The 23,555-nt window shown below is 60.1% G+C and carries 26 protein-coding genes and 1 pseudogene; 14 read left to right on the top strand and 13 right to left on the bottom strand.

Going from position 1 to position 23,555, the window contains the following annotated elements; genetic code table 11:
• Positions 1-52: 52 nt before the first annotated feature.
• The 4 genes from ACCD02_RS12745 to ACCD02_RS12730 form a co-directional block, all read right to left on the bottom strand.
• Positions 53-1,897 (bottom strand): ABC transporter ATP-binding protein, encoded by a 1,845-nt coding sequence (locus tag ACCD02_RS12745; RefSeq protein ID WP_413301950.1) that lies wholly within the window; start codon positions 1,895-1,897, stop codon positions 53-55.
• 110 nt (positions 1,898-2,007) lie between these two features.
• Positions 2,008-2,571, bottom strand: coding sequence for a peptidylprolyl isomerase (locus tag ACCD02_RS12740; protein ID WP_413301947.1), 564 nt, complete (start codon positions 2,569-2,571; stop codon positions 2,008-2,010).
• A gap of 282 nt (positions 2,572-2,853) precedes the next feature.
• Positions 2,854-3,642, bottom strand: coding sequence for an alpha/beta fold hydrolase (locus ACCD02_RS12735; protein WP_413301945.1), 789 nt, complete (start codon positions 3,640-3,642; stop codon positions 2,854-2,856).
• A 59-nt stretch (positions 3,643-3,701) separates the two neighbouring features.
• The gene (locus ACCD02_RS12730) at positions 3,702-4,625 is read right to left on the bottom strand and encodes a LysR family transcriptional regulator (protein WP_259099052.1); all 924 of its coding nucleotides are present in this window, start codon (positions 4,623-4,625) and stop codon (positions 3,702-3,704) included.
• A gap of 64 nt (positions 4,626-4,689) precedes the next feature.
• Here ACCD02_RS12730 and ACCD02_RS12725 point away from each other — a divergent pair, with 64 nt between their 5' ends.
• The 3 genes from ACCD02_RS12725 (at position 4,690) to ACCD02_RS12715 (ending at position 7,398) form a co-directional block, all read left to right on the top strand.
• Positions 4,690-5,004: a 3-phosphoglycerate kinase gene (locus ACCD02_RS12725; RefSeq protein ID WP_413301941.1), complete on the top strand. Its 315-nt coding sequence runs from the start codon at positions 4,690-4,692 to the stop codon at positions 5,002-5,004.
• Between the two features lie 254 nt (positions 5,005-5,258).
• Complete coding sequence (locus tag ACCD02_RS12720; RefSeq protein ID WP_413301939.1) at positions 5,259-5,858, top strand: FMN-dependent NADH-azoreductase; 600 nt, start codon at positions 5,259-5,261, stop codon at positions 5,856-5,858.
• Between the two features lie 199 nt (positions 5,859-6,057).
• Entirely contained in the window at positions 6,058-7,398 is a 1,341-nt protein-coding gene (locus tag ACCD02_RS12715) for a DEAD/DEAH box helicase (RefSeq protein ID WP_413301936.1), read from the top strand.
• Between the two features lie 160 nt (positions 7,399-7,558).
• Here the strand turns inward: ACCD02_RS12715 and ACCD02_RS12710 are convergent, their stop codons facing one another.
• The 5 genes from ACCD02_RS12710 to ACCD02_RS12690 all read right to left on the bottom strand — a co-directional run bounded on the left by ACCD02_RS12710 (position 7,559) and on the right by ACCD02_RS12690 (position 10,702).
• Positions 7,559-7,837 carry a hypothetical protein gene (locus ACCD02_RS12710; RefSeq protein WP_413301933.1) on the bottom strand — a complete coding sequence of 93 codons (279 nt, stop codon included), beginning with the start codon at positions 7,835-7,837 and terminating at the stop codon, positions 7,559-7,561.
• 56 nt (positions 7,838-7,893) lie between these two features.
• On the bottom strand, positions 7,894-8,766 hold the full coding sequence (locus tag ACCD02_RS12705) for a DUF6279 family lipoprotein (RefSeq protein WP_413301930.1): 873 nt from the start codon (positions 8,764-8,766) through the stop codon (positions 7,894-7,896).
• A gap of 171 nt (positions 8,767-8,937) precedes the next feature.
• Positions 8,938-9,654 carry a TorF family putative porin gene (locus ACCD02_RS12700; RefSeq protein ID WP_413301927.1) on the bottom strand — a complete coding sequence of 239 codons (717 nt, stop codon included), beginning with the start codon at positions 9,652-9,654 and terminating at the stop codon, positions 8,938-8,940.
• Positions 9,655-9,822: 168 nt separating this feature from the next.
• A complete protein-coding gene (locus tag ACCD02_RS12695) occupies positions 9,823-10,317 on the bottom strand; it encodes a hypothetical protein (protein WP_413301925.1) in 495 nt (164 codons plus the stop codon).
• 196 nt (positions 10,318-10,513) lie between these two features.
• Entirely contained in the window at positions 10,514-10,702 is a 189-nt protein-coding gene (locus ACCD02_RS12690; protein ID WP_259099868.1) for a hypothetical protein, read from the bottom strand.
• 176 nt (positions 10,703-10,878) lie between these two features.
• Between ACCD02_RS12690 and ACCD02_RS12685 the strand changes: the two genes are divergently transcribed.
• Together ACCD02_RS12685 and ACCD02_RS12680 are read left to right on the top strand one after the other, a co-directional pair.
• The gene (locus ACCD02_RS12685) at positions 10,879-11,715 is read left to right on the top strand and encodes a S1 RNA-binding domain-containing protein (protein ID WP_413301921.1); all 837 of its coding nucleotides are present in this window, start codon (positions 10,879-10,881) and stop codon (positions 11,713-11,715) included.
• 222 nt (positions 11,716-11,937) lie between these two features.
• Entirely contained in the window at positions 11,938-12,339 is a 402-nt protein-coding gene (locus ACCD02_RS12680) for a DUF2177 family protein (RefSeq protein ID WP_413301919.1), read from the top strand.
• A gap of 24 nt (positions 12,340-12,363) precedes the next feature.
• On the opposite strand, the gene ACCD02_RS12675 is transcribed toward ACCD02_RS12680, so the two are convergent.
• On the bottom strand, positions 12,364-12,744 hold the full coding sequence (locus ACCD02_RS12675; protein ID WP_413301916.1) for a hypothetical protein: 381 nt from the start codon (positions 12,742-12,744) through the stop codon (positions 12,364-12,366).
• A 248-nt stretch (positions 12,745-12,992) separates the two neighbouring features.
• On the opposite strand from ACCD02_RS12675, the gene ACCD02_RS12670 reads away from it, so the two are divergent.
• The 3 genes from ACCD02_RS12670 (at position 12,993) to def (ending at position 14,922) form a co-directional block, all read left to right on the top strand.
• Positions 12,993-13,184, top strand: a complete 192-nt coding sequence (locus ACCD02_RS12670; RefSeq protein ID WP_259099077.1) for a CsbD family protein — start codon at positions 12,993-12,995, stop codon at positions 13,182-13,184.
• Positions 13,185-13,390: 206 nt separating this feature from the next.
• Positions 13,391-14,332 (top strand): YihY/virulence factor BrkB family protein, encoded by a 942-nt coding sequence (locus ACCD02_RS12665; protein ID WP_413301913.1) that lies wholly within the window; start codon positions 13,391-13,393, stop codon positions 14,330-14,332.
• Positions 14,333-14,382: 50 nt separating this feature from the next.
• A complete protein-coding gene (def, locus tag ACCD02_RS12660) occupies positions 14,383-14,922 on the top strand; it encodes a peptide deformylase (RefSeq protein ID WP_413301910.1) in 540 nt (179 codons plus the stop codon).
• 127 nt (positions 14,923-15,049) lie between these two features.
• Here the strand turns inward: def and ACCD02_RS12655 are convergent, their stop codons facing one another.
• Both ACCD02_RS12655 and ACCD02_RS12650 read right to left on the bottom strand, forming a co-directional pair.
• Positions 15,050-15,460 (bottom strand): GNAT family N-acetyltransferase, encoded by a 411-nt coding sequence (locus ACCD02_RS12655; RefSeq protein WP_413301907.1) that lies wholly within the window; start codon positions 15,458-15,460, stop codon positions 15,050-15,052.
• The gene (locus ACCD02_RS12650) at positions 15,457-16,647 is read right to left on the bottom strand and encodes an MFS transporter (protein ID WP_413301905.1); all 1,191 of its coding nucleotides are present in this window, start codon (positions 16,645-16,647) and stop codon (positions 15,457-15,459) included. Before ACCD02_RS12650 ends, ACCD02_RS12655 begins: the two co-directional genes overlap by 4 nt.
• 161 nt (positions 16,648-16,808) lie before the next feature.
• Here ACCD02_RS12650 and ACCD02_RS12645 point away from each other — a divergent pair.
• The 4 genes and pseudogenes from ACCD02_RS12645 to ACCD02_RS12630 all read left to right on the top strand — a co-directional run bounded on the left by ACCD02_RS12645 (position 16,809) and on the right by ACCD02_RS12630 (position 19,874).
• A pseudogene (locus ACCD02_RS12645) lies at positions 16,809-17,444 on the top strand (hypothetical protein).
• Between the two features lie 27 nt (positions 17,445-17,471).
• Positions 17,472-18,257 carry a phosphate/phosphite/phosphonate ABC transporter substrate-binding protein gene (locus tag ACCD02_RS12640; RefSeq protein WP_413301902.1) on the top strand — a complete coding sequence of 262 codons (786 nt, stop codon included), beginning with the start codon at positions 17,472-17,474 and terminating at the stop codon, positions 18,255-18,257.
• Between the two features lie 18 nt (positions 18,258-18,275).
• Positions 18,276-19,289: an ABC transporter substrate-binding protein gene (locus ACCD02_RS12635; RefSeq protein ID WP_413301899.1), complete on the top strand. Its 1,014-nt coding sequence runs from the start codon at positions 18,276-18,278 to the stop codon at positions 19,287-19,289.
• A 147-nt stretch (positions 19,290-19,436) separates the two neighbouring features.
• Positions 19,437-19,874: a nucleoside deaminase gene (locus tag ACCD02_RS12630; protein ID WP_413301896.1), complete on the top strand. Its 438-nt coding sequence runs from the start codon at positions 19,437-19,439 to the stop codon at positions 19,872-19,874.
• A 264-nt stretch (positions 19,875-20,138) separates the two neighbouring features.
• On the opposite strand, the gene ACCD02_RS12625 is transcribed toward ACCD02_RS12630, so the two are convergent.
• Complete coding sequence (locus ACCD02_RS12625) at positions 20,139-21,155, bottom strand: diaminopimelate epimerase (protein WP_413301893.1); 1,017 nt, start codon at positions 21,153-21,155, stop codon at positions 20,139-20,141.
• Between the two features lie 178 nt (positions 21,156-21,333).
• Between ACCD02_RS12625 and ACCD02_RS12620 the strand changes: the two genes are divergently transcribed.
• The gene (locus tag ACCD02_RS12620; protein WP_413301891.1) at positions 21,334-22,155 is read left to right on the top strand and encodes an alpha/beta fold hydrolase; all 822 of its coding nucleotides are present in this window, start codon (positions 21,334-21,336) and stop codon (positions 22,153-22,155) included.
• The gene (locus ACCD02_RS12615) at positions 22,145-23,308 is read left to right on the top strand and encodes an ATP-binding protein (RefSeq protein ID WP_413301888.1); all 1,164 of its coding nucleotides are present in this window, start codon (positions 22,145-22,147) and stop codon (positions 23,306-23,308) included. Before ACCD02_RS12620 ends, ACCD02_RS12615 begins: the two co-directional genes overlap by 11 nt.
• Positions 23,309-23,555 lie beyond the last annotated feature (247 nt).

Raw genomic sequence — 23,555 nt, 5'->3', positions numbered from 1 at the left:
CGTTCGTCCCTACAACTCACTCTCACGGTATTTGGGTAATAGCTTTGACGGCTCAGTCGATCCCGACAAACCCACCCGTCTGGTGCTGCCACAAGCGCGCATAGAGCCCGCCATGGGCCAGCAGTTCGGCATGGGTACCCATCTCGGCGATCTGGCCGTTCTCCAGCACCACGAGGCGGTCCATGCGGGCGATGGTCGACAGGCGGTGGGCGATGGCGATCACGGTCTTGCCTCGCATCAGGGTTTCCAGACTTTCCTGAATCGCCGCTTCCACTTCCGAATCCAGGGCGGAGGTGGCCTCGTCCATGATCAGGATCGGCGCGTCCTTGAGCAGTACCCGGGCAATGGCGATGCGCTGGCGCTGGCCGCCGGACAGTTTCACACCGCGCTCACCGACCTGGGCTTCGAAGCCGGTACGGCCTTCGGCGTCGGACAGCAGCGGGATGAACTCGTCGGCCCGGGCCTTGCGCACGGCATCCCAGAGCTGGGCGTCGCTGGCGTCGGGGCGGCCATACAGCAGGTTGTCGCGGATCGAACGGTGCAGCAGCGAGGTGTCCTGGGTGATCATGCCGATGCGCTCGCGCAGGCTTTCCTGAGTGACGTGGGAAATGTCCTGGTTGTCGATCAGGATGCTGCCGCCCTGCACGTCATACATGCGCAGGAGCAGATTGACCAAGGTGGATTTGCCCGCACCGGAAGGCCCGATCAGGCCGATCTTCTCACCCGGTTTGATATCCAGATTGAGCTTCTGGATCACGCTGGCGCCCTTGCCGGACTTGTTCGGATAATGGAATTCGACGTTGTCGAATTTCACCCCGCCCTTGTCCACCAGCAGGCGCGGCGCGGTCTGGCGGTCGGTGACGCTGACCGGCTGGGAGATGGTCTCCAGGCCGTCCTGGACCATGCCGATATTTTCGAAAATGCCGTTGACCACCCACATGATCCAGCCGGACATGTTGACGATACGAATCGCCAGGCCCGTCGCCAGAGCAATGGCCCCCACGGAAATCAGCGACTGCGACCACAGCCACAGGGCCAGGCCCGTGCTGCTGACGATCAGCAGGCCGTTCATGCTGGTGATCACGGTGTCCATGGCCGTGACCACGCGCCCGGCCAGTTGGGTCTTTTCGTTCGATTCACTGATGGCTTCACGGGCGTACTGCTGTTCGTAGTTGGTATGGGCAAACAGCTTGAGCGTGGTGATATTGGTGTAGCCGTCGACGATGCGGCCCATGAGCTTGGAGCGGGCATCCGATGACACCACCGAACGCTCCTTGACCCGTGGCACGAAGTAGCACAGCGACAGAATGTAGGCGGCGATCCAGCACAGCAGCGGGATCATCAGGCGCCAGTCCGCTTCGGCGAACAGCACCAGGGAGCTGATGGCATAGATCAGCACATGCCAGAGGGCGTCCACCGCCTGCACAGCGGAGTCGCGCAGGGAGTTGCCGGTCTGCATGATGCGCTGGGCGATGCGCCCGGCGAAGTCGTTCTGGAAGAAATTCAGGCTCTGCTTGAGCACGTAGTTATGGTTCTGCCAGCGAATCATGCTGGTCATGCCGGGGCTGATGGTCTGGTGCACCAGCAGGTCATGAAGGCCAACGAAGATCGGGCGCAGCAGCAGGGCGACCACGGTCATCCAGATCAGCTCGCTGCCGTGCAGGCTGAAAAAATCCTTGGCCGGGGTGGCCTGGGTCAGGTCGATGATGCGGCTCAGGTAGCTGAACAACGCCACTTCGATCAGCGCGCCGATCAGGCCGACGATCAGCAGTGCGACGAAACTGGGCCAGACCTGGCGCAGATAGTAAATGTAGAAGGACAGGACTTGCTTGGGGGGCGCGGCGGTGGGCGCGTCACGGAAGATGTCGATCAGCTTTTCAAAACGGCGATAGAACATTGGTTATGACGCCCACGACTAGAGGGCTCTCCTGACGATTAAAACTCACCGGGTCAGACCCCATGAAACCCGCTAGTGTTCAAGCCATGTTTCATGGGGACCCTGGCCGGTTAAGGCAGGCGCTTGGCCGATTTGATCAGAATAGGGTCCAGCGGTACGTTCTGCATACCGCCTTTGTTGCCGGCCTGGACATTGACAATCTGGTCGACCACATCCATGCCGCGCACCACTTTACCGAACACGGCGTAGCCGAAATCGCGGTTGCCGTGGTCGAGCATGGCGTTGTCGGCGACGTTGATGAAGAACTGGCTGGTGGCCGAATTCACGTCGGAAGTACGAGCCATGGCAATGGTGCCACGCACGTTATGCAGGCCGTTGTCGGCTTCGTTCTTGATCGGGTCCTTGGTCTGCTTTTGCATCATCTGCGCGGTGAAACCGCCGCCCTGGGCCATGAAGCCGGGAATGACGCGGTGGAAGATGGTGTTGTTGTAGAAGCCGCTGTCGACGTAGCCGAGGAAGTTTTTGGTGCTGATCGGTGCCTTGGCATCGGCCAGTTCCAGTTCGACTTCGCCGAAACTGGTGCTCAGCACCACGTGGGTCGGCTTGACATCAGCCGCCAACAGCTGGGCAGCGAACAGCATGGAGCAGGCGGCAAGGGCGATTTTCTTCAACATGTTCGGTTGATCCTGAGTGATGTATTCGACTGCAACCCATTCACGGAGCGGGGGTTGCGCTTGCGCGGGCAAGGTAACCACGTTTGGCATTTTTTGCCCACTGTTCGAGCGGCGATGCCTGGCCTGTGAAGCAATCTTCAGGCTGACTCGATTTGTCTCGTTGGAGCCGGGCTTGCCCGCGAAGGCCGCGACGCGGACTGTCTGTTGGACCTCGCTAACCTTTTCGCGGGCAAGCCCGGCTCCAACGGGTATCTGTGAGCCTGAGTCTGAGCGGCCTCATTTCTAATTATTGTGCTGTGAGAGAAACTCCAACACCGTGCGATTGAACACCTCCGGCTGATCCAGCGGCGTGGCATGGCGGGAGTGTTCGATCACCACCAGGCGCGCATCGGGGATCAGTTTGACGTAGGCCTGCTTTAACGCCACCGGGGTGTAGTCACGATCAGCGCTGATGATCAGGGTCGGGCAACTGATGCGTCCCAGGCGCTCCTGCACGCCCCAGCCGATAATGGCGTCGAAGCTGGCCAGGTAGGCGCGCTTGTCGTTCTGTGCCCAGCGTTCGGCGGCCTTGCGTCGCAGCTCGCCCTGTTCAGGGCGGGGGAAGAGGTTCTGGCCAATGGCCTTGCCCAGGGTGCCCATGCTCAGCACTCTGGACAGAACCCAGCGCTTGCCGTACTGCCAGACATCATTGCGCGAGCGTACCTTGACCTCGGGGGCGCTGTTGACGATGCACAGGCTGCGCAAGAGCCGGGGCTGATCCACCGCCAGCTGGAAGCCGATCATGCCGCCCATGGACAGGCCCAACAGATGCACCGGCCCCAGGTCCAGGTGCTCGATGAGCGCTTCGATATCACGGCTGAATCCGGCGATGCTGTAGCGCTCGCGAGGCTTGTCGGAACGGCCATGGCCACGCACATCGACCACGATCACCCGATAGCGGGCGGCAAACACCGGGATCTGGTGCTCCCAGTCACGGCTGCTGGAACCCAGGCCATGAACCAGCAGCAGCGGCTCGCCTTGACCATATTCCTCGTAGTGCAGTGAACAGTCTTCATGTTCGAAAAAAGCCATGGCAGCGTCCTTGTCTGACTTATTGGGGTTAATCCCTGTGGGACCGGCAAGTGCGGTGCTCAGGCCTGTTGCGGTGCGGCAAACGGCGCACTCAAGGGCGCCGTATCGAAATTACGGATCAGCTCGATCAGAATCTGCGTCGCCGGGCCCAGGGGTTTGTCCTTGCTCGAATACAGATAGAACTGCGGATTACGGCTGCCGCCCTTGTCCATAGGCAGGGGCTTGAGCACGCCTTCGCAGATTTCCCGCTCGATCATATGTCGCGGCAACCAGCCAAAACCCAGGCCGCTGCTGATAAAGGTCGCGGCGGTGGCCAGGCTGCCGACGGTCCAGCGTTGTTCAGCGCCGAGCCAGCCGACGTCCCGAGGCTGCTGGCGGCCGGAGTCGCGGATCACCACTTGCAGCTGGCTTTCCAGATCCTGGAAATTCAGTTCGCGGTGCAACTGATGCAGCGGGTGTTCCGGGTGAGCGACGGCGACGAACTCCACCGAACTCATCTCCGTGCCCAGATAGCCGGGAATGCTGAAACCGCTGATGGCCAGGTCGGCCACGCCTTCGAGCAGTACTTCTTCAACGCCGGACAAGACCTCTTCACGCAGACGTACCCGGCAGCCGCGGCTTTGCGGCATGAAGGCGGTCAGGGCCCGGACCAGGCGGGCGTTGGGATAGGCGGCGTCCACCACCAGGCGCACCTCGGCTTCCCAGCCCTGCTCCATATGATGGGCCAGGTCTTCCAGTTGACTGGCCGACTTGACCAGTTGTCGCGAGCGGCGCAGCAGCACTTCACCGGCTTCGGTCAGCACGGCTTTACGCCCGTCGATACGCAGCAAGGGCACGCCAAGCTGATCCTGCATGCGCGCCACGGTGTAGCTCACCGAAGACTGCGAACGGTGGAGGATTTCGGCGGCCTGGGCGAAACCGCCATGGTCGACCACCGCCTGCAGGGTGCGCCACTGATCGAGGGTCACGCGGGGGGCTTTCATCTATGGCTCCATAGTGGCTGTTTGAACTACTCTGGCAGTCTTAAAAAAACAAAGAGACTGCCCAATGAAAAGAATCTTTTGTGTGCTGCTGGCGCTGCTGCCCCTGGGGGCCTGGGCCTATCCCATCGATGTGACGAAACAGGTCAAGGGCGTCGAGGTCGACTACACCAGCCATGACACTTTCTACGACACCGGCTCTATTACCCTGAACAACTACGGCAGCGTCGACGCGCAATGCAGCCTGGTGTTCCGCAACGGCCCGGAATCTCCGCGCAATCGTCATGTCACCGTCGCCGCCAAAAGCAGCACCGACGTTTCGGCCAAGTTCAATCGCAGCATCATCAAGCTGCGCATTGATGTGAGTTGCGAGCCGAAATAGCTGCTGGCGCGCATATTTTTGCAGGAGCTGCCGAAGGCTGCGAAGGCGGTGTATCAGTCAAATCCTGTTCGCAGCCTTCGGCAGCTCCTACAGAATCATTCCAATTCGAATTTGTTGTTGAAGATTAGTGCGCTTACTTTGATAAAACAAATTATTCGATTGATAGAAGCAAATTTTTCAGCTTTTTAATCGATATATCCCTGTTTAAGCTTCACTCCATCGACTCAAGACACCCTTCGATGGAGGCAATATCCATGTCCCGCGTACTGATCATTGAAAGCAGCGCCCGTCAGCAAGATTCGGTTTCCCGCCAACTGACCCGCCAGTTCATCAGCCAATGGCAAGCGGCGCATCCGGCCGATCAGATTACTGTGCGAGACCTGGCCAGCGAGCCGGTGCCTCATCTGGACTCGACCCTGCTCGGCGGCTGGATGAAGCCCGACGAGCAACGCACCCCGGCCGAACAGGCTGCCCTCGAACGCTCCAATGTCCTCACCGAGGAACTGGTCGCCGCGGACGTCGTGGTCCTGGCTGCACCGATGTACAACTTCGCCATCCCCAGCACCCTCAAGGCCTGGTTCGACCATGTGCTGCGGGCCGGGGTGACGTTCAAGTACGGCGAAACCGGTCCCCAGGGCCTGTTGGTCGGCAAGCGCGCCTTTGTCCTGACCGCCCGTGGCGGTATCTATGCGGGTAGCAGCCTGGATCATCAGGAGCCCTACCTGCGCCAGGTACTGGGCTTTATCGGGATTCACGATGTCAGCTTTATCCACGCCGAAGGCCTGAACATGGGCGGCGATTTCGTGGAAAAAGGCATCAACCAGGCGATCGCCAAGCTGGCCGCGGTGGCCTGACCCTCTTTGCCCCAGCATTTTTGCTCTTCCCTTGGCACCTTCCTGCTCCTGGGTGCACAGCCCGATAGACCCCCACATGGGCGGTCATCGGGCTTTTTCTTGCGCAAAATTCGCCCGTTGACGTAAAGAAATTCGGCCCCGGCGTCGGAAACCGTTACGCTATGCGACTGTATTTTTGTATTTCATCGAGGTAGCACCCGTGTTTTCCCAATTCGCCCTGCATGAACGCCTGCTTAAAGCTGTGGCCGAGCTTAAATTTGTCGAGCCGACTCCTGTGCAGGCGGCGGCCATTCCATTGGCCTTGCAAGGGCGTGACCTGCGGGTAACGGCACAAACCGGTAGCGGCAAGACCGCTGCGTTCGTCCTGCCGATCCTCAACCGCCTGATGGGCCCGGCACAGGTACGGGTCGATATCCGTGCGGTGATCCTGCTGCCGACCCGTGAGCTGGCGCAGCAGACCCTCAAGGAATTCGAACGGTTCTCGCAGTTCACCTTCATCAAGTCCGGCCTGATCACCGGCGGCGAGGATTTCAAGGTCCAGGCCGCCATGCTGCGCAAGGTACCGGATGTGCTGATCGGCACGCCGGGCCGCCTGCTGGAACAGCTCAATGCGGGCAATCTGGATCTGAAAAAGGTCGAAGTGCTGGTATTGGACGAAGCCGACCGCATGCTCGACATGGGGTTCTCCGAGGATGTCGAGCGTCTGGTCGGTGAATGCCCGAACCGTGAGCAGACCATGCTGTTCTCCGCCACCACCGGCGGCGCGGGCCTGCGCGACATGATCGCCAAGGTGCTCAAGGACCCGCAGCACCTGCAACTCAACAGCGTCAGCGAACTGGCCTCGGGCACGCGTCAGCAGATCATCACTGCCGACCACAACGTGCACAAGGAACAGGTCCTCAACTGGCTGCTGGCCAACGAGACCTATCAGAAAGCCATTATCTTCACCAATACCAAGGCCATGGCCGACCGTCTCTATGGCCGTCTGGTCGCGCAGGAGTACAAGGCGTTCGTCCTCCACGGCGACAAGGACCAGAAGGACCGCAAGGCCGCCATCGACCGTCTGAAGCAGGGCGGCGTGAAGATTCTCGTGGCCACTGACGTAGCCGCTCGCGGCCTGGACGTCGATGGCCTGGACATGGTCATCAACTTCGATATGCCGCGCAGTGGCGACGACTATGTGCACCGTGTCGGCCGTACCGGTCGTGCCGGTGCCGAAGGTCTGGCGATCTCCCTGATCTGCCATGGCGACTGGAACCTGATGTCGAGCATCGAGCGCTATCTCAAGCAGAAGTTCGAGCGCCGGGTGATCAAGGAAGTCAAAGGCACTTACGGCGGACCGAAGAAGGTCAAGGCCTCCGGCAAGGCCGTGGGCGTGAAGAAAAAGAAAACCGATGCCAAGGGCGACAAGAAAAAAGCCGTCGCCAAGGCCCCGACCCGCCGCAAGAGCGCCAACCGCCCCAAGCCTGACGCTCTGGTCAGCCAGGATGGTCTGGCACCGCTGAAGAAGCGCAAGACCCCGGCGCCGGCGGCTGAGTAATCTTTAGCTTTGATGCTTGAGTTGCAGGAGCGAATTCAGTGGGAGCGAATTCATTCGCGAATAGGCCAGTACATTCGACACGATCGTATCGTCTGTATTAACGCTTTCGCGAATGAATTCGCTCCCACAAAGACCACGACTCAGCATCAGACTCGAGTCATTATTGTGTTTTCTGAGTGGCCTTATCCACTTCCTTGATCCGCTGATCAACGCGCTCACAAGGATCGGTCGCCGTCTCCTTGGTGTCGGTCTTCAGGTCCATGCCTTTCATCTCCTTGTTGATCTCTTTGGCTTTGGCCGGGTCCTGTTGCGTGTCCTTTTTCACCTCCTGAGCCAGTTCGCCGCGTTTGTGCACGGCATCTTCGGCGCTGCATTCTGCCCAGGCCGGTAGCGTGCAGAACAGGGTCAGAGCTGCGGTCAGCCCGAGTAGCGTTTTCATAATGACCTCACTTTCATAGAGGATATGAAAGTGGAGCCATGGGCGCCGACAAAAGTTCAACTGCCGCCCAGCGCGGTTTTCAGGCAATGCAGGTTGGTGAAGTCTTCGCGCATATCGGCGATCTTCTTCAGCAGACGTTGCTGCTGTTCCGGTGTATTGGTCGCGACGACGTCCACCAGCAGGGCGATGGTTGCCTGCTCGGTGCGTTCATAGGCGACGCGGTATTGCGGGGTCCAGAAGGTGTGGCGGTCTTGCAGCAGCTTGCCGATGCGCTCGGCGAAGTCGGGCGAGTGACGTTCCTGTACGGTCTTGACGAATAACGCCTGCCAGTGCGCGCGGTTATCCAGCCAGTCACGGTTCTGCTCGCCCAGTGACTGCGACCAACTCTTCACCCGGGCCAGTTGCACCGGGCTGAGCTTGCCGACCCACGGCGTAATACGTTTTTCCATGCGTTCGGCGCGTTCGTCGATCTGGGTGGTCAGGGGTTCCTCGAGGAATTCCTTCTGATGCTTGCGCATGTCCTTGGCGAAGGCTTCCTGCATCTCCTGCACCTGTTTGTCATCCAGTTGTGCCAGCAGCTCTACGGCGGAGGGGGTGATCTGCCGGGAAATCTGGCTGATGGCGTCCTTGGCTTCGTTGGTGCGCAACTGCAGCTCGGCCTGGGTGACCTGACGGGTTTCGACCATCTGCTGCAGGCGATCCAGCCAACCGAGGTAGCCCGGCAACTGGGTGCTGCAATGCCAGCTCAGATGCTGTTTGAGGCGGGTGTTGAGCCAGTCTTTTTGCGCTGAGTTGAGGCCCAGATAGTCATTGAGCGACCAGGGAATGATCAGGTCCAGATTGCGGTACGCCAGGTCCATGCGCGTGCAGCCGGACAGCATTGATAAAGCCAGCAACGACACCATGAAGGCTTTAAGCAGGGCACGCATGTCAACTCCTCGAATGGCTTGCGTTGGCCTTGGAGGATAGCAGTGTCCCCAGGCAAACATCGGGTTCTTGGGAGCTGCAAGGCTGCGAACAGATCTTGAATCCTTTCGCAGCCTTCGGCAGCTCCTACAGAACCGCATTCCATTTCAAAGAGTCAGCAGAACAGCCGGAGTTCAGAAAAACGACCGCACGGCCTTGAGCGTCACCATGCCTTCGCATTGCGGGTTATGCCCGCTGTAGACGCTGCAATCGCTGCCGGTCAGGCTTGAGCCGCTGTAGATCAGGTTCATGTCGATGCCCAGCCAGGGACGTGACAGGTTCAGTGACCAGTCATTGAATGCGCTGATCATGCCGCCGTCGGTGACTTCCTGGGGGCGGTCGAACTGGTGAGTGGCATATTGCACACGCACCCCGAGCCCGATTTCCTCGACAGCACCGAAGTCGACGAACAGGGTGCTGTCACGGCGGCCGACATCGTTGCTGAACGCCGCGCCAATCCGGCTCTGGCGCAGGCGCAGGCCGGCATATAGCTCGTGGGTGTCGAGCTGGCTGGTGTCGGGGTAGCTGTAGCGAATCATGCCGACTTCGTAGCCCAGGGTTTTATCGAAGGGTTTCTTGAAGCCCATGTAGGAGTCTACTTCCAGGGCCGTGCTGGACGTGGTGCCCATGCTCGGCGCCCATTGGCCGAAGTAGAAACCGCTGTCGTGGCTCAGGTCCAGGCCGCCGTGGAAAGAGCCCGTACCGCTGGGGCTGACCAGGCCCTGGGCCATGCTGCGGGTAGGGGTGGTGGCGAGTTTCAGATCGAACGCGCCCAGTTCCCGTTCCAGGGTCTGGGCGCAGGTGCACTGGCTAGCCAATAGCAGGCCAAAGGGCAAGAGGGTCTTGAGCATGGCTCACTCCTGGGGTAGCAGAGGAGTGTGATCGGCAGACATCACGTGAAAAATATCGGGGGTTGCGGCTGAAAACCGCGAATCAGAGCCTCGCAAGCATACCGGCGATAGCGCAGCATGGCGGACCGTTGGTCGATCCGCAGCACATTGGTTGAACTTCGGAGAATTTTACGAGGCTGGGGCGATCAGCTCGTTGAGCACTTCCACCGCCTGTTCGAAGGACGGATAACCGCTCTTGGCAACATCCAGCTGGTCATATTCGGCGCGATAACGGGCCGATTTCTTCTGGTCGGTCATGCTCAATTGCTGGGTGAGCAGGGCGATGGCCAGGGGGTGTTTACGGTCGGCGGCGTCCTGCAACAGGTCAACGATCTTCTGTTGGTCGCCGTGCTGACGAATCAGCAGCACTGCTTGGTAGAACTCGGCTTCGCCGGAGGCATCCTGTTTGGCCGCCCGTTGCAACAGGGCCATGGTCAGCTCGTCATGCTTGCGATCGTTCTCGCTGAGCAGCAGCTTGGCCTGAAGCATGTCGTTCTGATACAGCAGATGATCCGCCCGGCATTTGCTGTCGGTCAGGTGGCTTTCGTTGAAAGAATCGTTGCAACCGTGGGAGGCGCAGCCGCCCAGGTAGATCATTGCGCCGAGAAGCATCCAGTTCTTCATTGTGGATTCCGCGATAGGGCTGGCTTTCGGGCACATCATGCCCAAGGTCATGTCGCTCTTCAACGAGCCTAGCAGGTGTGGCGCTAGCGGGAGTAGGACAAGGGCGAGGGCGGGTGGTTCAGGGGAGGTCGAGCGCTTTGAAGGTCAAAGCGCTGGATGATCGACCGATGTTGCGGGGCAATACTCGTTCGCAGGCTTACTTCTTGCCCAGAGTGATCTGGCGCGACGGTGCGAAGGTCTGGCCGCTGACGCCTTTCTCGATCTGCTGGATCTCACCGCCGGACTTCAGGAAAGCTGCGATCTGGGCGTTGATCGAATCGCTCGTCTCAACGGCTGGAGCAGGTTTCGGCTTGGAGTGGGATGCTTTGATACGCATGGCAGTCATAGACCTATAAAAATTGATACGGCCTGCCAGTGTATAGGATTGACCCCATAATTGCTTGGTAAATATCCCTGCAAACCCTGGGCGATTGACGAATGGCGCCATTGGTTGGGCATGCCTGGCCACCGAAGCGGGCAAACTCGGGTAGAATGCCGCCCTCGTTATGAGGGTATCTGGAAATGGCTTTAGTCGGGCGCTACAACAGCTTGCAAGTGGTCAAGCACACTAACTTCGGGTTGTATCTGGACGGCGCCCAGGACGGCGAAATCCTGCTGCCCAATCGCTATATCCCCAAGGATATTCCCAGCGAGGACGAGGATTGGCTCAATGTCTTCGTCTATCTGGACAGCGATGACAAACTGATCGCTACCACGGAAAAACCCAAGGTCCAGGTTGGCGAGTTCGCCAGCCTCAAAGTGGTTGAGGTCAACAGCATCGGCGTCTTCCTTGACTGGGGCCTGCCCAAGGACCTGCTGCTGCCGTATTCCGAGGAGAAGCGCACCCTGCAGGCCGGTGACTACTGCGTGGTGCACGTCTATCTGGACAAGCACACCCGTCGCATCACTGCCACGGCACGTCTCGATCGCTACCTGGACAAGTCCCCGGCCAACTACAAGGTCGGCGAAGAAGTCGACCTGCTGGTCGCCGAAGCCACCGATATGGGCTTCAAGGCGATCATCAATAACAAGCACTGGGGCCTGATTCACAAGAACGAAGTGTTCAAGTTCCTGCGTGCGGGCAAGCAGGAGAAGGGTTTCATCAAGGAAATCCGCGCCGATGGCAATATCAGCCTGAGCCTGCAACCGGTCGGCGCCCAGGCGGCCGACAGCCTCAACGACAAGATCCTCGGCAAGTTGCGTGACAACAACGGCTCGCTGCCGGTCAGCGACAAGAGCGACCCGCAAGTGATCAGCAACCTGTTCGGCGTCAGCAAGGGCAACTTCAAGAAAGCCATTGGCGGCCTGTACAAGCAGGGCCTGATCGTCATTCATGCCGACCGGATCGAACTGGTCTGATGAGGTAGATCTGTGGAGGGCAAACCCTGTGGGAGCGAATTCATTCGCGAAGAGGCCAGTACATCCAAAGACGATCCGTCGTCCGGACTGCCGCTTTCGCGGATGAATCCGCTCCCACAGGGTATTCACATGAATTTCGCGGTTTCAGCGACCGGATGAAAGGCTGAACCCTTTCGCCTCTCTTGCGGGTCATAGAGACTTGGCATCCTCAGGGCTCACCTCATGAAACAAACCCTCACCGCTTACATCAGCACGCTGCTGGCGTTCCTGATTCTGGATGCTGTCTGGCTCGGTGTGCTGATGGCGCCGACCTATCGGGCCTGGCTCGGCCCCTTGATGCTCGATAAACCCGTCTGGGGCCCGGCGCTGATTTTCTATCTGCTGTATGCCTGGGGCCTGGTGGCGTTTGTCGTGCTGCCTGCATTGCGCCGTCATCGCCTCGGGCATGCGGCCAGTCGTGGTGTGTTGCTGGGGCTGGTGGCCTATGGCACCTATGACCTGAGCAACTGGGCCACGCTGCAAGGCTGGCCTGCGCAGATGGCGATTGTCGACATGCTTTGGGGCAGCTTTGCCTCGGCGGTAGCCGCCAGCGTCGGCTATTGGGCGGCGCGCAGGGTGTTGTAGCAACGCGCCCGCCCTTGCTGCGCCTTACTTCTGAAGGAAGCCGGCGAAGCTCAGATTGGCGCCGGTCGGACGCATATCCTTGAGATAGGAGTCCTTGTCGGCGCTCAATTCCAGGCTGACCGTGGATTTGCGCTTGCCCGCATTACGCACCGTCACGCCTTCGAAATGGTCGCGCAAGAACACCGTGGTGATCTTCAAATGCAGCAGCTCGTCGCTTTCCGGGGTGTGCAGCAACAGGTGCATCCACTCGTACTGGCCGACTTGCAGGCGGGTCACGGGCAGGTCGAACCACCAGATATTGCGGTTCTTGTTCAGCACGGCGAAATGGGTGTTGTTGACCCCGAGCACGGCGCCGCCCAGTTCCTGGTTACGACGGGCGATAGCCTGCTTTTTATCGAGTTTCATATAAGTCCTGTGGATCGGTTCATTCAGCGCGACAGCGTTGCGCATTCTCAAGGCTCGCCGCGTAAACGCAAAGCCAAAGTTGCAGGGAATGACGAAATGTTCGTGCGAATCTCATGCGCGCGCCCCGACGAACGGCACAAACCATTGACGAAATAATTGAAACTCTCGGCAAAAAGGCCCGGTCAACCTATATGTCGAGGTTATGACATTTGATTTTCATTGCGGTCCTTAGACCCAGGAGACATCACATGAGCAGCACGAGCGATAAAGCAAAAGGCATGGCCAACGAAGCAGTCGGCAAAGTGAAACAAGGCGTCGGCAAGGCCACCGATAACGCACAACTGCAAACCAAAGGCAAAGTCCAGGAACGCAAAGGTGAAGCCCAGCAAGCTGTGGGCAAAGCCAAAGACGCGGTGAAAAAAACCGTCGATCGGGCTTGATCATACGGCTCGATTCAGCGTCTGACGTGTAGACAAGGCGGCCATCAAGTGATGGCCGTTTTGCGGCCATCAAGTGATGGCCGTTTTTGTTTCTATGGGGATAAAAACTGAAACCTTTTATCGGTCGTCAAGTCCACTGAGCTACTGTAGAACGCCACGCCCCGTCGTTAACCGGATGTTTGAGTGATGTTGCGCAAGGAGAGACCATGATTTTCCCGCAGATGAAGCGCTTGCCCATGGGCAAGGTCCTGGTCCGTACCGTGAAAGAGTTTCTCGACGACGAAATGTCTACCTATGCGTCGGCCCTGGCCTATCAGATGCTGTTTTCGTTGTTCCCCTTCCTGCTGTTCCTGATTGCCCTGATCGGTTTTCTGCATTTGCCGGACTTCTTCTCCTGGCTGCGCATGCAATCCTCTCTTGTGCTGCCGCCCCAGGCGCTGGACCAGGTCAACCCGGTCATCGATCAGTTGCAGCAATCCAAGGGCGGCTTGCTGTCGGTGGGTATCGTCATCGCTCTGTGGACCGCTTCGGCGGGTGTACGCCTGATGATGAGCGCCATGAATGCGGCCTATGACGTGGTTGAGGCCCGGCCGGTATGGAAGCGCATTCCGCTGTCAGTCATCTACACCGTTGGCATCGCCATTATGCTTCTGGCCGCTGCCGGGCTGATGGTCACCGGGCCGCAGGTCATGAGCTGGCTGGCCTCGCAGATCGGCATGGAAGAGTTCATCGTCACCTTGTGGACCATCCTGCGTTGGCCGCTGATCATCATCCTGATGATGGTCGCGGTGGCGGTGATCTATTACGTCATGCCCGACGTGAAGCAGGAATTTCGCTTTATCACGCCGGGGTCGGTGCTGGCCGTGGTGGTGTGGATCATCGCGTCGCTGGGCTTTGGTTATTACGTCAAGACCTTCGCCGACTACAACGCCATGTACGGCAGCATCGGCGCGATCATCGTTTTGTTGCTGTATTTCTATATCTCGGCGGCAGTGCTGCTGCTGGGGGCAGAGATGAACGCGGTGATCGAGCATATGTCCAGCGAGGGCAAGGACCCCGGTGAAAAAGTTGCTGGCGAGAACGACTTGCACGAAAAACAGCACGTGTCCGGGCTTGGGCACCAGACCACACCTGTACATCCACATTGATGGCAGCTGTGGCACGATAGGCTATCGCGTCGACTTCACAAGGCCATGCCATGATCTATGAAATTCTGAAAATGGGTGATCCCCGGCTGCTACGTATCGCTCCACCGGTACCTGCCGAAATGATCGGCTCCGCTGAGTTGAAGCAGTTGATTGCCGATATGTTTGAAACCATGGAAAGCGTTGGTGGTGTCGGTCTGGCGGCACCGCAGATTGGTGTCGACCTGCAACTGGTGATCTTCGGTTTTGCCCATAGCGAACGTTATCCCGATGCCGAAGCCGTGCCCCGCACCATCCTGCTTAACCCGCTGATTACGCCCCTTGGCCCGCTGATGGAGGAGGGCTGGGAAGGCTGCCTGTCGGTGCCGGGCCTGCGTGGTGCGGTAGACCGTTACCAGAGCATCCGCTATGAAGGCTTCGATCCGGACGGCGAGGCCATCGTGCGCGTGGCCCATGGCTTTCACGCCCGGGTCGTGCAGCATGAGTGCGATCATTTGATTGGCCGGCTGTATCCCTCGCGAATCACCGACTACAGCAAGTTCGGCTTTATCGACGTGCTGTTTCCGGATCTTGATCCGAATGCGGATGATTGAAAGCGCGAATACATGATCATCTGAATTGAAATGCGATCGTGTAGGAGCTGCCAAAGGCTGCGAACGGGTTTTACACGACACTCCGCTTTCGCAGCCTTCGGCAGCTCCTACCAGGGCGTATTGCAGCTCAGGCTGCACGCATGGCAATCAAAGGCTTCGTCCGCCCATATCGTCGCAATCGATCCGCCAACACCCCAGGCAAATCCCCGCATTCGGCAAACCCCGCCTGCTGATAAAACCCTTCCAGCTCTGGATGACAGAACAGCCAGACCGGCCCCGTTCGTGCCTGTAAAACCTCCGCCAGCAAACGCCCGGCCAGCGCCTGCCCCCGCCATTGCGGCGCGACAAGCAGGCCGGTCAACCAATGTCCGTCGGCCACGGCGCTCAGGCTCAGGGCGCCGATAATCTCCGGCTGTTTCGCCACCCAGACCGTCGCCCCTTTGACGGCGCGCATGGGCGAGCGATGACTGCGGTAGAACTTGTCGACCAGGGGCAGCAGGGCATCGGGCAGGATACCGAAGGTGATGGCCCCGCTCATGCCGGTTTCATCTGCGCTGTGCGGAACGCCCAGATAGTCATCGCACCGATCAATACACTGGCCCCCGCCAGCAACAGGATTACGCCTTGAGTGCCCAACGGCGCGGCCAACAGCGCCACCAGCAACCCGGCCAATGGCTGCGACAGATTGTTCAGCAAGGTGATCACGCCCACGGTCTTGCCAAAGTCCCGCACCGGAATAACCCGCTGGCGCGTGGTGCGGATGTAGATATTGAACATCTTGTCGAAGCCGACGATCAGCAGGAAACCCGTCACATAGCCCGCTGCGCCCGGGCTCAGGGCGGTGATCAGGGCGCCCAGGCAAATGGCGATGTACGCCAGGCCGCCGAGCAGACGTCCAGGCAGCGTCAGCCGGGCTAACAGCAAGAGGATAACGATGGTGGTCACGGCCCCGGCGGCTTGCAGCGCGGCATAGTCGCCCTCGGGCCGGGCGTACTGACCGATGAGCATGGCCGCTGAAGTGGCGAGGGTGACGCCGACCAGCAGATTGACCCCAACGGCCAGGCTGATGATCTTGCGCAGTTCACTCAGTGCGCGGATATGGCCGAAGGCAATGCGCAGTGGTTGCAGCCAGATATCCTCATGCTGCTCGAAACTCTCGAGGACGATGGTGCTGTGGCGCTGCCAGACAGTCATGGCCAGGTCCGCCAGCACAAACAGCACGGCAATCGCCAACAACACCCACTGCCACGCCATGGCGTGGAGCAACAGCGCCGCCAGCAATGGTCCCAATACCAGGCCGGTCTGGTCGGCGATCTGCGAATAGGACAGGGTTTTGGTGTAGCTGTAGTGCTTGAAGACATGTGGCAGCAGGACTTCCCGCGCCATGATCCCCTGAGTCGTCAGCACGCCGCACAGCGCCGACAGCAGTACGATCCAGACAATCCCGCCCACTGTCAGCACCAGGCCAAGCGCCAACGCGCAGGCCAGTGCCCGGCACAGCTGGCTGACATGCAGAATGCGTGTCGGCGAGAACTTGTCGCACAGGGCGCCGCAGAACGGAAATGCGAGAAAACGGGGCAGGGATTCGGCGAAAAACGCCAATCCGGCCCACGATGCGCTCTGGGTGGTCTGGAACACGATCAGCGGCACGATGAACAGCAGGATCTGATCGGCCAGTCGGGAGAGAAACAAAGACAGGAAAAATGCCAGATAGTCCTTGCGCACAGTGACCTCATGTCGGCGATGGCAGGGCAGCATCATACAGGGCGTGACGATGGGCTGTGTTCTTGCATAGAGCGTTAGAACCTAAGGATATAGCCAAACGATCTGCAAGAAATCCAGGTCCCGTTGCACATCCAGGTATGCGCCATGAAGTGGAAGATGCGATGCCCAACTATCTCGACGAGGCCCACCGCGAAGAACTGCTGCACCTGCGTCATAGCTTCACCGGTCATACCGAATGGCCGACGTGGCTGCTGTGGCTGAGCGTTTTTGGCGGCTGGTTTGCCCTGATTCTGCTCAGCCCGACATTGGGTCTTCGGCCGACAACGCTATTAATGATCCCCTTGGTGGTGCTGTGGCTGTCGGTGCAGCATGAGCTGCTGCATGGCCATCCGACGCGACTGAACTGGTTGAACTAGATCCTCGGCTATGCGCCGTTTGCCCTCTGGTATCCCTACACCCTCTATCGCGACAGCCATCTGCTGCATCATCGCGACGAAGACCTGACGCTGCCGGGCATCGACCCCGAAAGTCGCTACCTGAGCCGGCGGCACTGGCAACGGGTGACCCCATGGACGCGGCTCGTGCGCTGGCTGGACAAGACCCTGCCTGGGCGTCTTCTGCTCGGCGCGCCGCTGGCGTTGATTGCCCTGGCCTGGTACTTCCTGCCACGGGTGTACAAGGCCCGGCGTGAGCAATGGCTGGCACGCAGTGGTGGTTTTCTGGTGCGCGGCTATGGTGAACTCTTCCGGCGCCACAGCCTCAGACCCATCGACAGCCCACGGCACCCCCATGCCTGATTCGCCAGCCTTGCATAGAGACCACCCATGATCCATGGCCTTGCCGAACTACTGATGTACGTTGCGCCACCCCGTGTGTGCGAGGCCCAGCAGACGTGGCTGCGGGAAATACTGCGGCGCCTGAACGCAGAGCGCTTGAGCGCTGACGGCCTGGATCTGCCCCGGCTCTGGCTGTCCCCGGACCTGCTGTTGACCCAGACCTGCGGCTACCCGTTGATGACTCGCCTGCAAGGCAAGGTACAAGTCGTTGGCCGGCCGGTGTATCACCTGCCCCATAGCGCAGACGGCAACCACTGCAGCCTGCTGCTGGTTCGCGAAGACGATCCACGGCAGAACCTCGCCGATTTTTACGGCAGCCACGGCCTGCTCAACAGCGCCGACTCCAACTCTGGCATGAACCTGCTGCGCCAGCGCCTGGCACCGTTACAGCGCGACGGACGATTCTTTGCCCAGGTGTCGTTCAGCGGCGGCCATCGCGACAGCCTGCGCCTGCTCAAGGCCAGGCGCGGCGACCTGGCGGCCATCGACAGCGTGACCTACGACTATCTGGCCCGGGATCACAGCGAAGAGGTCACGGGCCTGCGCATTCTCATCGAGAGTGCGGCGAGTCCTTGCCTGCCCTATATCACTGCCCGGGACGTCGACCCTGAACCGATTCGCCAGGCAATGAACTCGGCACTTCTGGCCTTGCCGGAAGTCGCAGAAATATTGGCCATCGAGCAGGTCCTGCCTGCCTCTGAGGCCGACTACCACGTGTTACTGGACTATGAACGCGAAGCGCAAGCCTTGGGGCTGGCGTCGATTAACCCCTGAGATAACCCCGAGGTGACCATGAACAAGATCAAACAGCTATTGGGCGGCTCGTTGCTGGCTTTGGGCATGCTCGCCCAGTCAGCCCATGCAGCAGAAAAACCGGCAACGATTCACTTCGGTGACATCACTTGGGAAAGCGGCAGCCTGATCACCGAGGTGCTGCGCACTATCGTCGAGAAAGGCTACGGTTACCCGACCGATACCCTGCCGGGCAGCACCGTCAGCCTGGAAGCGGCCCTGGCCAAGAACGACATTCAGGTGATCGGCGAAGAGTGGGCCGGGCGCAGCCCTGCGTGGATCAAGGCCGAGGCCGAAGGCAAGGTGTTCGGCTTGGGCGATATCGTCAAGGGCGCCAGTGAAGGCTGGTGGGTGCCGGAGTTCGTGATCAAGGGCGATCCGGCCAAAGGCATCAAACCATTGGCGCCGGACCTCAAGTCGGTGGCCGACCTGCCCAAGTACAAAGACGTGTTCAAGGACGCCGAGTCCCCTGATAAAGGTCGCTTCCTCAACAGCCCGTCCGGCTGGACTTCGGAAATCGTCAACACCCAGAAGCTCAAGGCGTATGGCCTGAACGACAGTTACGTCAACTTCCGCACCGGCTCCGGCGCGGCCCTGGATGCCGAGGTCAGTTCGTCGATCCGGCGTGGCAAGCCGGTGCTGTTCTACTACTGGGCACCGACCCCGCTACTGGGCCGCTTCAAACTGATCAAACTGGAAGAGCCGCCATTTGACGCTGAAGCCTGGAAAACCCTGGCCGATGCCAGCAATCCGAACCCGCGTGGTACCCGCTCCCTGGCGGCGCATCTGGCCATTGGCGTGTCGGAACCGTTTCACAAGCAGTATCCGGAGCTGGTGACCTTCTTCCAGAAAGTCGATTTCCCTATCGACCTGCTCAACACCACCCTGGCAGAGATGAGCGAAAAGCGTGAGGAACCCAAGGCGGTCGCGCAGTCCTTCCTCAAGAATCACCCGGAAATCTGGAAGCAGTGGCTGCCCGCCGACGTCGCCGACAAAGTGAGCAAGGCGCTCTAAACGCGGTTATATTCGGCCACGTGGGACCGGCTTTAGCCGGGAAGCCGTCGACAGGATCGATACATTTCTATCGTCTGTCAGGTCCTCTTCCCGGCTAAAGCCGGTCCCACACTTTCAGGCAGCTACGCGTTGACAGGAGGCAGCACCATGGACCCATTCATGCAGGCAGCGATTGACGAAGCTCAGAAGGGGCTGGAAGAGGGCGGCATTCCCATCGGTTCGGTGATCGTTCACGACGGCAAGATCATCGGCCGCGGCCACAACCGCCGGGTGCAGGAAGGCAGCGCCATCAAGCACGGCGAAATGGACGCCCTGGAAAACGCCGGCCGCCAGCCCGCACGCATCTACCGTGAAGCCACCCTTTACACCACCCTGTCGCCCTGCGCGATGTGCAGCGGCGCGATTCTTTTGTACGGCATCCGCAAGGTGATCGTCGGCGAAAACGAAACCTTCATGGGCGAGGAAGAACTGCTGCGCGGGCGCGGCGTGCAGGTCGATGTGGTGCACAACCAGACCTGCGTCGACCTGATGCGCGGTTTTATCGCCGCCAAGCCTGAGTTGTGGAACGAGGATATCGGTGAATAGCAGCGTTCGATAATTGAAGGTTCGAAGGGGGCAAGCGAGCTTTGTGGGAGATTCCATGTTTGCTGTAAAGCCGGAGCAGCCCCTTCGCGGATGAATCCGCACACAGATCCGACGATATGCACGCGCTACTGTGGGAGCGAATTCATTCGCGAAGAGGTCGGTACATTCGACGCATCTTCGTCGTTGCAAATACCCCTTTCGCCAATGAATTCGCTCCCGCAGCCCCTTCGGCTGGAGTCGGTGCTACGGGCCAGGCGGCCTCTTTCAAGCGGGTGTAATGCCATCGCCCGCTCTTTGCAGTCCGGCCACGCCGAACAGCAGCACCTGATGCAACAAGCCGTCCTGCTCGATCAACCGCACCGGCGCCGTGCCGCCAGGCATGGTCACCTTGACCCGCCCGGCCTGAATCCAGCCAGCGCGCCAACAGGCACTGGCCACCGCACTGGCACTGGTGCCCGAGGACGCCGTAGGACCTTCGCCGCGCTCGAATACCCGGGCCAGGATCTGATCCGAAGCCACGGCGCAGGCCCATTGCAGGTTGACCCCGCCCGGACAGGGATCGCCCGCGCCCAGCTCTCCAGCGGCAAAGGCGATGCGCGTCAGCTCAGTGTGCAGCGGTTCGTCATGTAGAGCGGCGAACGACGGCAGTGCACCGACGTTGCCTACCAGGGTGACGCAGTGCGGATTGCCGATGCGTACGAACAGGCTGTGATTCCAGGCCTGATCGAGCTGCACCAATGGCGTCACCCGACTGACCGGGCGTTCGTTGAGAGTGGCCCCGGCCACGCCCTGCGCGCCCACCGCTTCCGGGCCGAACGAGGGTGTGCCCAGGTCCAGCCAGAAACCGTTGATGCCCTCGACCCTGGCGCTTTCGGCCAGCGTCTGCAGCGGGTTCGGCAACTCGGCATTGTTGTGATGCACGCGCAGGGCGAAGGTTCGCTCTTGCAACACGCCGCTGTCCTTGAGGAATTGCGAAAAGATCGTCAGGCCGTTGCCGCTGCGTTCAGCCAGGGTGCCGTCGGTGTTGACGATCAGTACGTCGTACGGTGCCTGGTTCTGGAACGGTCCGATCAATAAACCGTCCGAGCGATGGGCCTTGGCCCCGGCAGGTGGTTGGTTGTCCGGCCACAGGCAAAGCGCCTCGATGGCCGCTTGCGCCCACTGCCTGCGGGTTGCCGCGGCGTCGGCGGCGTTTTCCGGCAGGGCGATGCCCAGCTCGCGCAGGGCTGAAGGTGTGGTGACCGCGTAGAGGTTGCCGCGTGCGTCGTAAATCTGAGTCATGCCAGGGTTCCCGGGCTGTCCAAGGGCGATGCGTATTTTGAGGGGCAATGGCCGCTGACGTGCAAGCCCCCGATCACCTGTACGGACGTTGCTGCACGAACGATGCTAATCTCGCTGTTTGTATTGATTCTCGCCTGCACCACCGTGCCGGACGGGGGCACCTGTCTTGGGAGCACGGATGTCGGTTCAATTGCGCAATAACGTCCAGGTTTCGGGCAAGGGTCCGCTGACTCTGGTATTTGCTCATGGTTTTGGTTGTGACCAGCATATGTGGCGTTTCATCGCGCCACATTTTGTGGACCGCTGCACCCTGGTGCTCTTCGATCTGGTCGGTAATGGCCTGTCCGATCTGTCGGCTTATACGCCGCAAAAGTACGAATCCCTGGAAGGCTACGCCACGGATCTGCTGGAGATAGTCGACGAGTTCGCCGGGCCCGGCCCGGTGATTTATGTCGGTCATTCGGTGAGCAGCATGATCGGCGTGCTGGCCGAGCGTCGGATGCCTGGGCGCTTTGTCGGGCATGTCATGGTCGGTCCGTCGCCCTGTTACCTCGACGACGGCGACTATCAGGGCGGCTTCAGTCGCGCCGATATCGATTCATTGCTCGACACCCTGTCCAATAACTACTTGGGCTGGTCCAGCGCCATGGCACCGATGATCATGGGCGCGCCGGGGCAACCGGAGTTGAGCGAAGAACTGACCAACAGTTTTTGCCGCACCGATCCACAGATCGCCAAGCAGTTTGCCCGGGTTACCTTTCTTTCCGACAACCGTGGGGATCTGCCGTACTTCCATAGCCGGGCACTGATTCTGCAGAGCAGTGACGACCTGATCGCGCCTGTGCCAGTCGGCGACTACCTGCATCAGGCCTTGCCGGGCAGCACGCTACGCTTGATCGACAACGTCGGCCATTGCCCGCACATGAGTGCCCCTTATGCCTGTATCGAGGCGATGAACGAGTTTCTCGATACCCTCGCAGCGGGCCGGCATGATGCCTGACACCCAAGAGTTGCCGGACAGTGAAAGCCTGTTCGAGCATGCTTCCTGCGGCCTGTTGCTGACCCTGCCCAGCGGCGAGATCAAGCGCGTCAACCAGACGTTCTGCACCTGGCTGGGCATGGCGCGCGAGGCGCTGCTCGGGCGACGCATCCAGGATCTGCTGACCATGGGCGGCAAGATTTTCCATCAGACTCACTGGGCGCCCCTGCTGTTGATCCAGGGCTCCGTGGCCGAGGTCAAGCTGGACCTGCGTCACCGTGATGGACACAGCATCCCGATGATCCTCAATGTGTTGCGTCGTGAGCATGCCGGTGGCGTTTTCCACGAACTGTCGCTGTTCATTGCCGAAGACCGTGACAAGTACGAACGCGAGCTGATGGTGGCGCGCAAACAGGCCGAGGCTGCCCTGGCCGAGCAACTGGCGGTGCAGAAAGAACTGGCCATGGCCCAGACCCGCCTGCGCGTGGCCCACGCCGAAGCACAGGTCAGGGCGTCGTTCGCCGAGCAGATGGTGGGCATCGTCAGTCATGACCTGCGCAACCCGTTGACGGCAATTCGCATGGCCACGGGCCTGCTGAACGAGGACAACCCGGGGCCGCAGCAAAGCCGGTTGTTGGGCCATATCGCCAAGTCTGCGGAGCGCGCTCAGCGCATGATCACCGACCTGCTGGACTTCACCCAGGCCCGGGTCGGCAGCGGTATTTCGGTCAACCCTGCGCCCATTGACCTGCATGCTCTGGTCGGTCAGTGCCTGGACGAGTTGCGCATGACCTTCGCCGACCGGCAGATCGTCCATGCCGCCAGCGGTCTGGGCCCCTGCATTGCCGACAGTGACCGGCTGTTCCAGTTGCTGGGCAACCTGGTCGGCAATGCCATGGCCTATGGCGCGCCGGATGGTGTGGTGCGGGTGACTTCAACCATCGACGACAACGGCTTCAGCCTGGCGGTGCACAACTCGGGCGAACCTATTCCCGAGCCTGTACTGGGCCGTTTGTTCGAGCCCATGGTCCGTGGCGTCGAAGCCAAAGACGAGGCTCGTAGCGTAGGGCTGGGGCTGTTTATCGTGCGGGAAATCGCCAAGGCGCATCAGGGCGATGTGCGCGTGGTGTCGAATGCCGAGGGTGGCACGAGTTTTATTGTCAGGTGGCCATAAGTCCGAAGTGGATGTTGTGGGACCGGCTTTAGCCGGGAATAGGCCGTTGCAATCACCGCCGCCTTCCCGGCTGAAGCCGGTCCCACAATAAGGATCAGACCCACAACAGCGGCTCCCACATGAATCGAGTTGATTCAGTCCCCCGCTGCAAATACAGGGCTGATGTGGGACCGGCTTGCTGGCGATAGCGGCATTACGGCAATATCTTCATCGACCGGCAGAACGCGATCACCAGCAAGCCGGCTCC

This window comes from Pseudomonas sp. Pseusp88 (assembly GCF_047303955.1).
In the GTDB taxonomy this organism is placed as follows: Bacteria; Pseudomonadota; Gammaproteobacteria; order Pseudomonadales; family Pseudomonadaceae; genus Aquipseudomonas.
The sequence above is the reverse complement of the archived record's forward strand: the minus strand, read 5'-3'. Positions and strand labels throughout refer to the sequence as shown.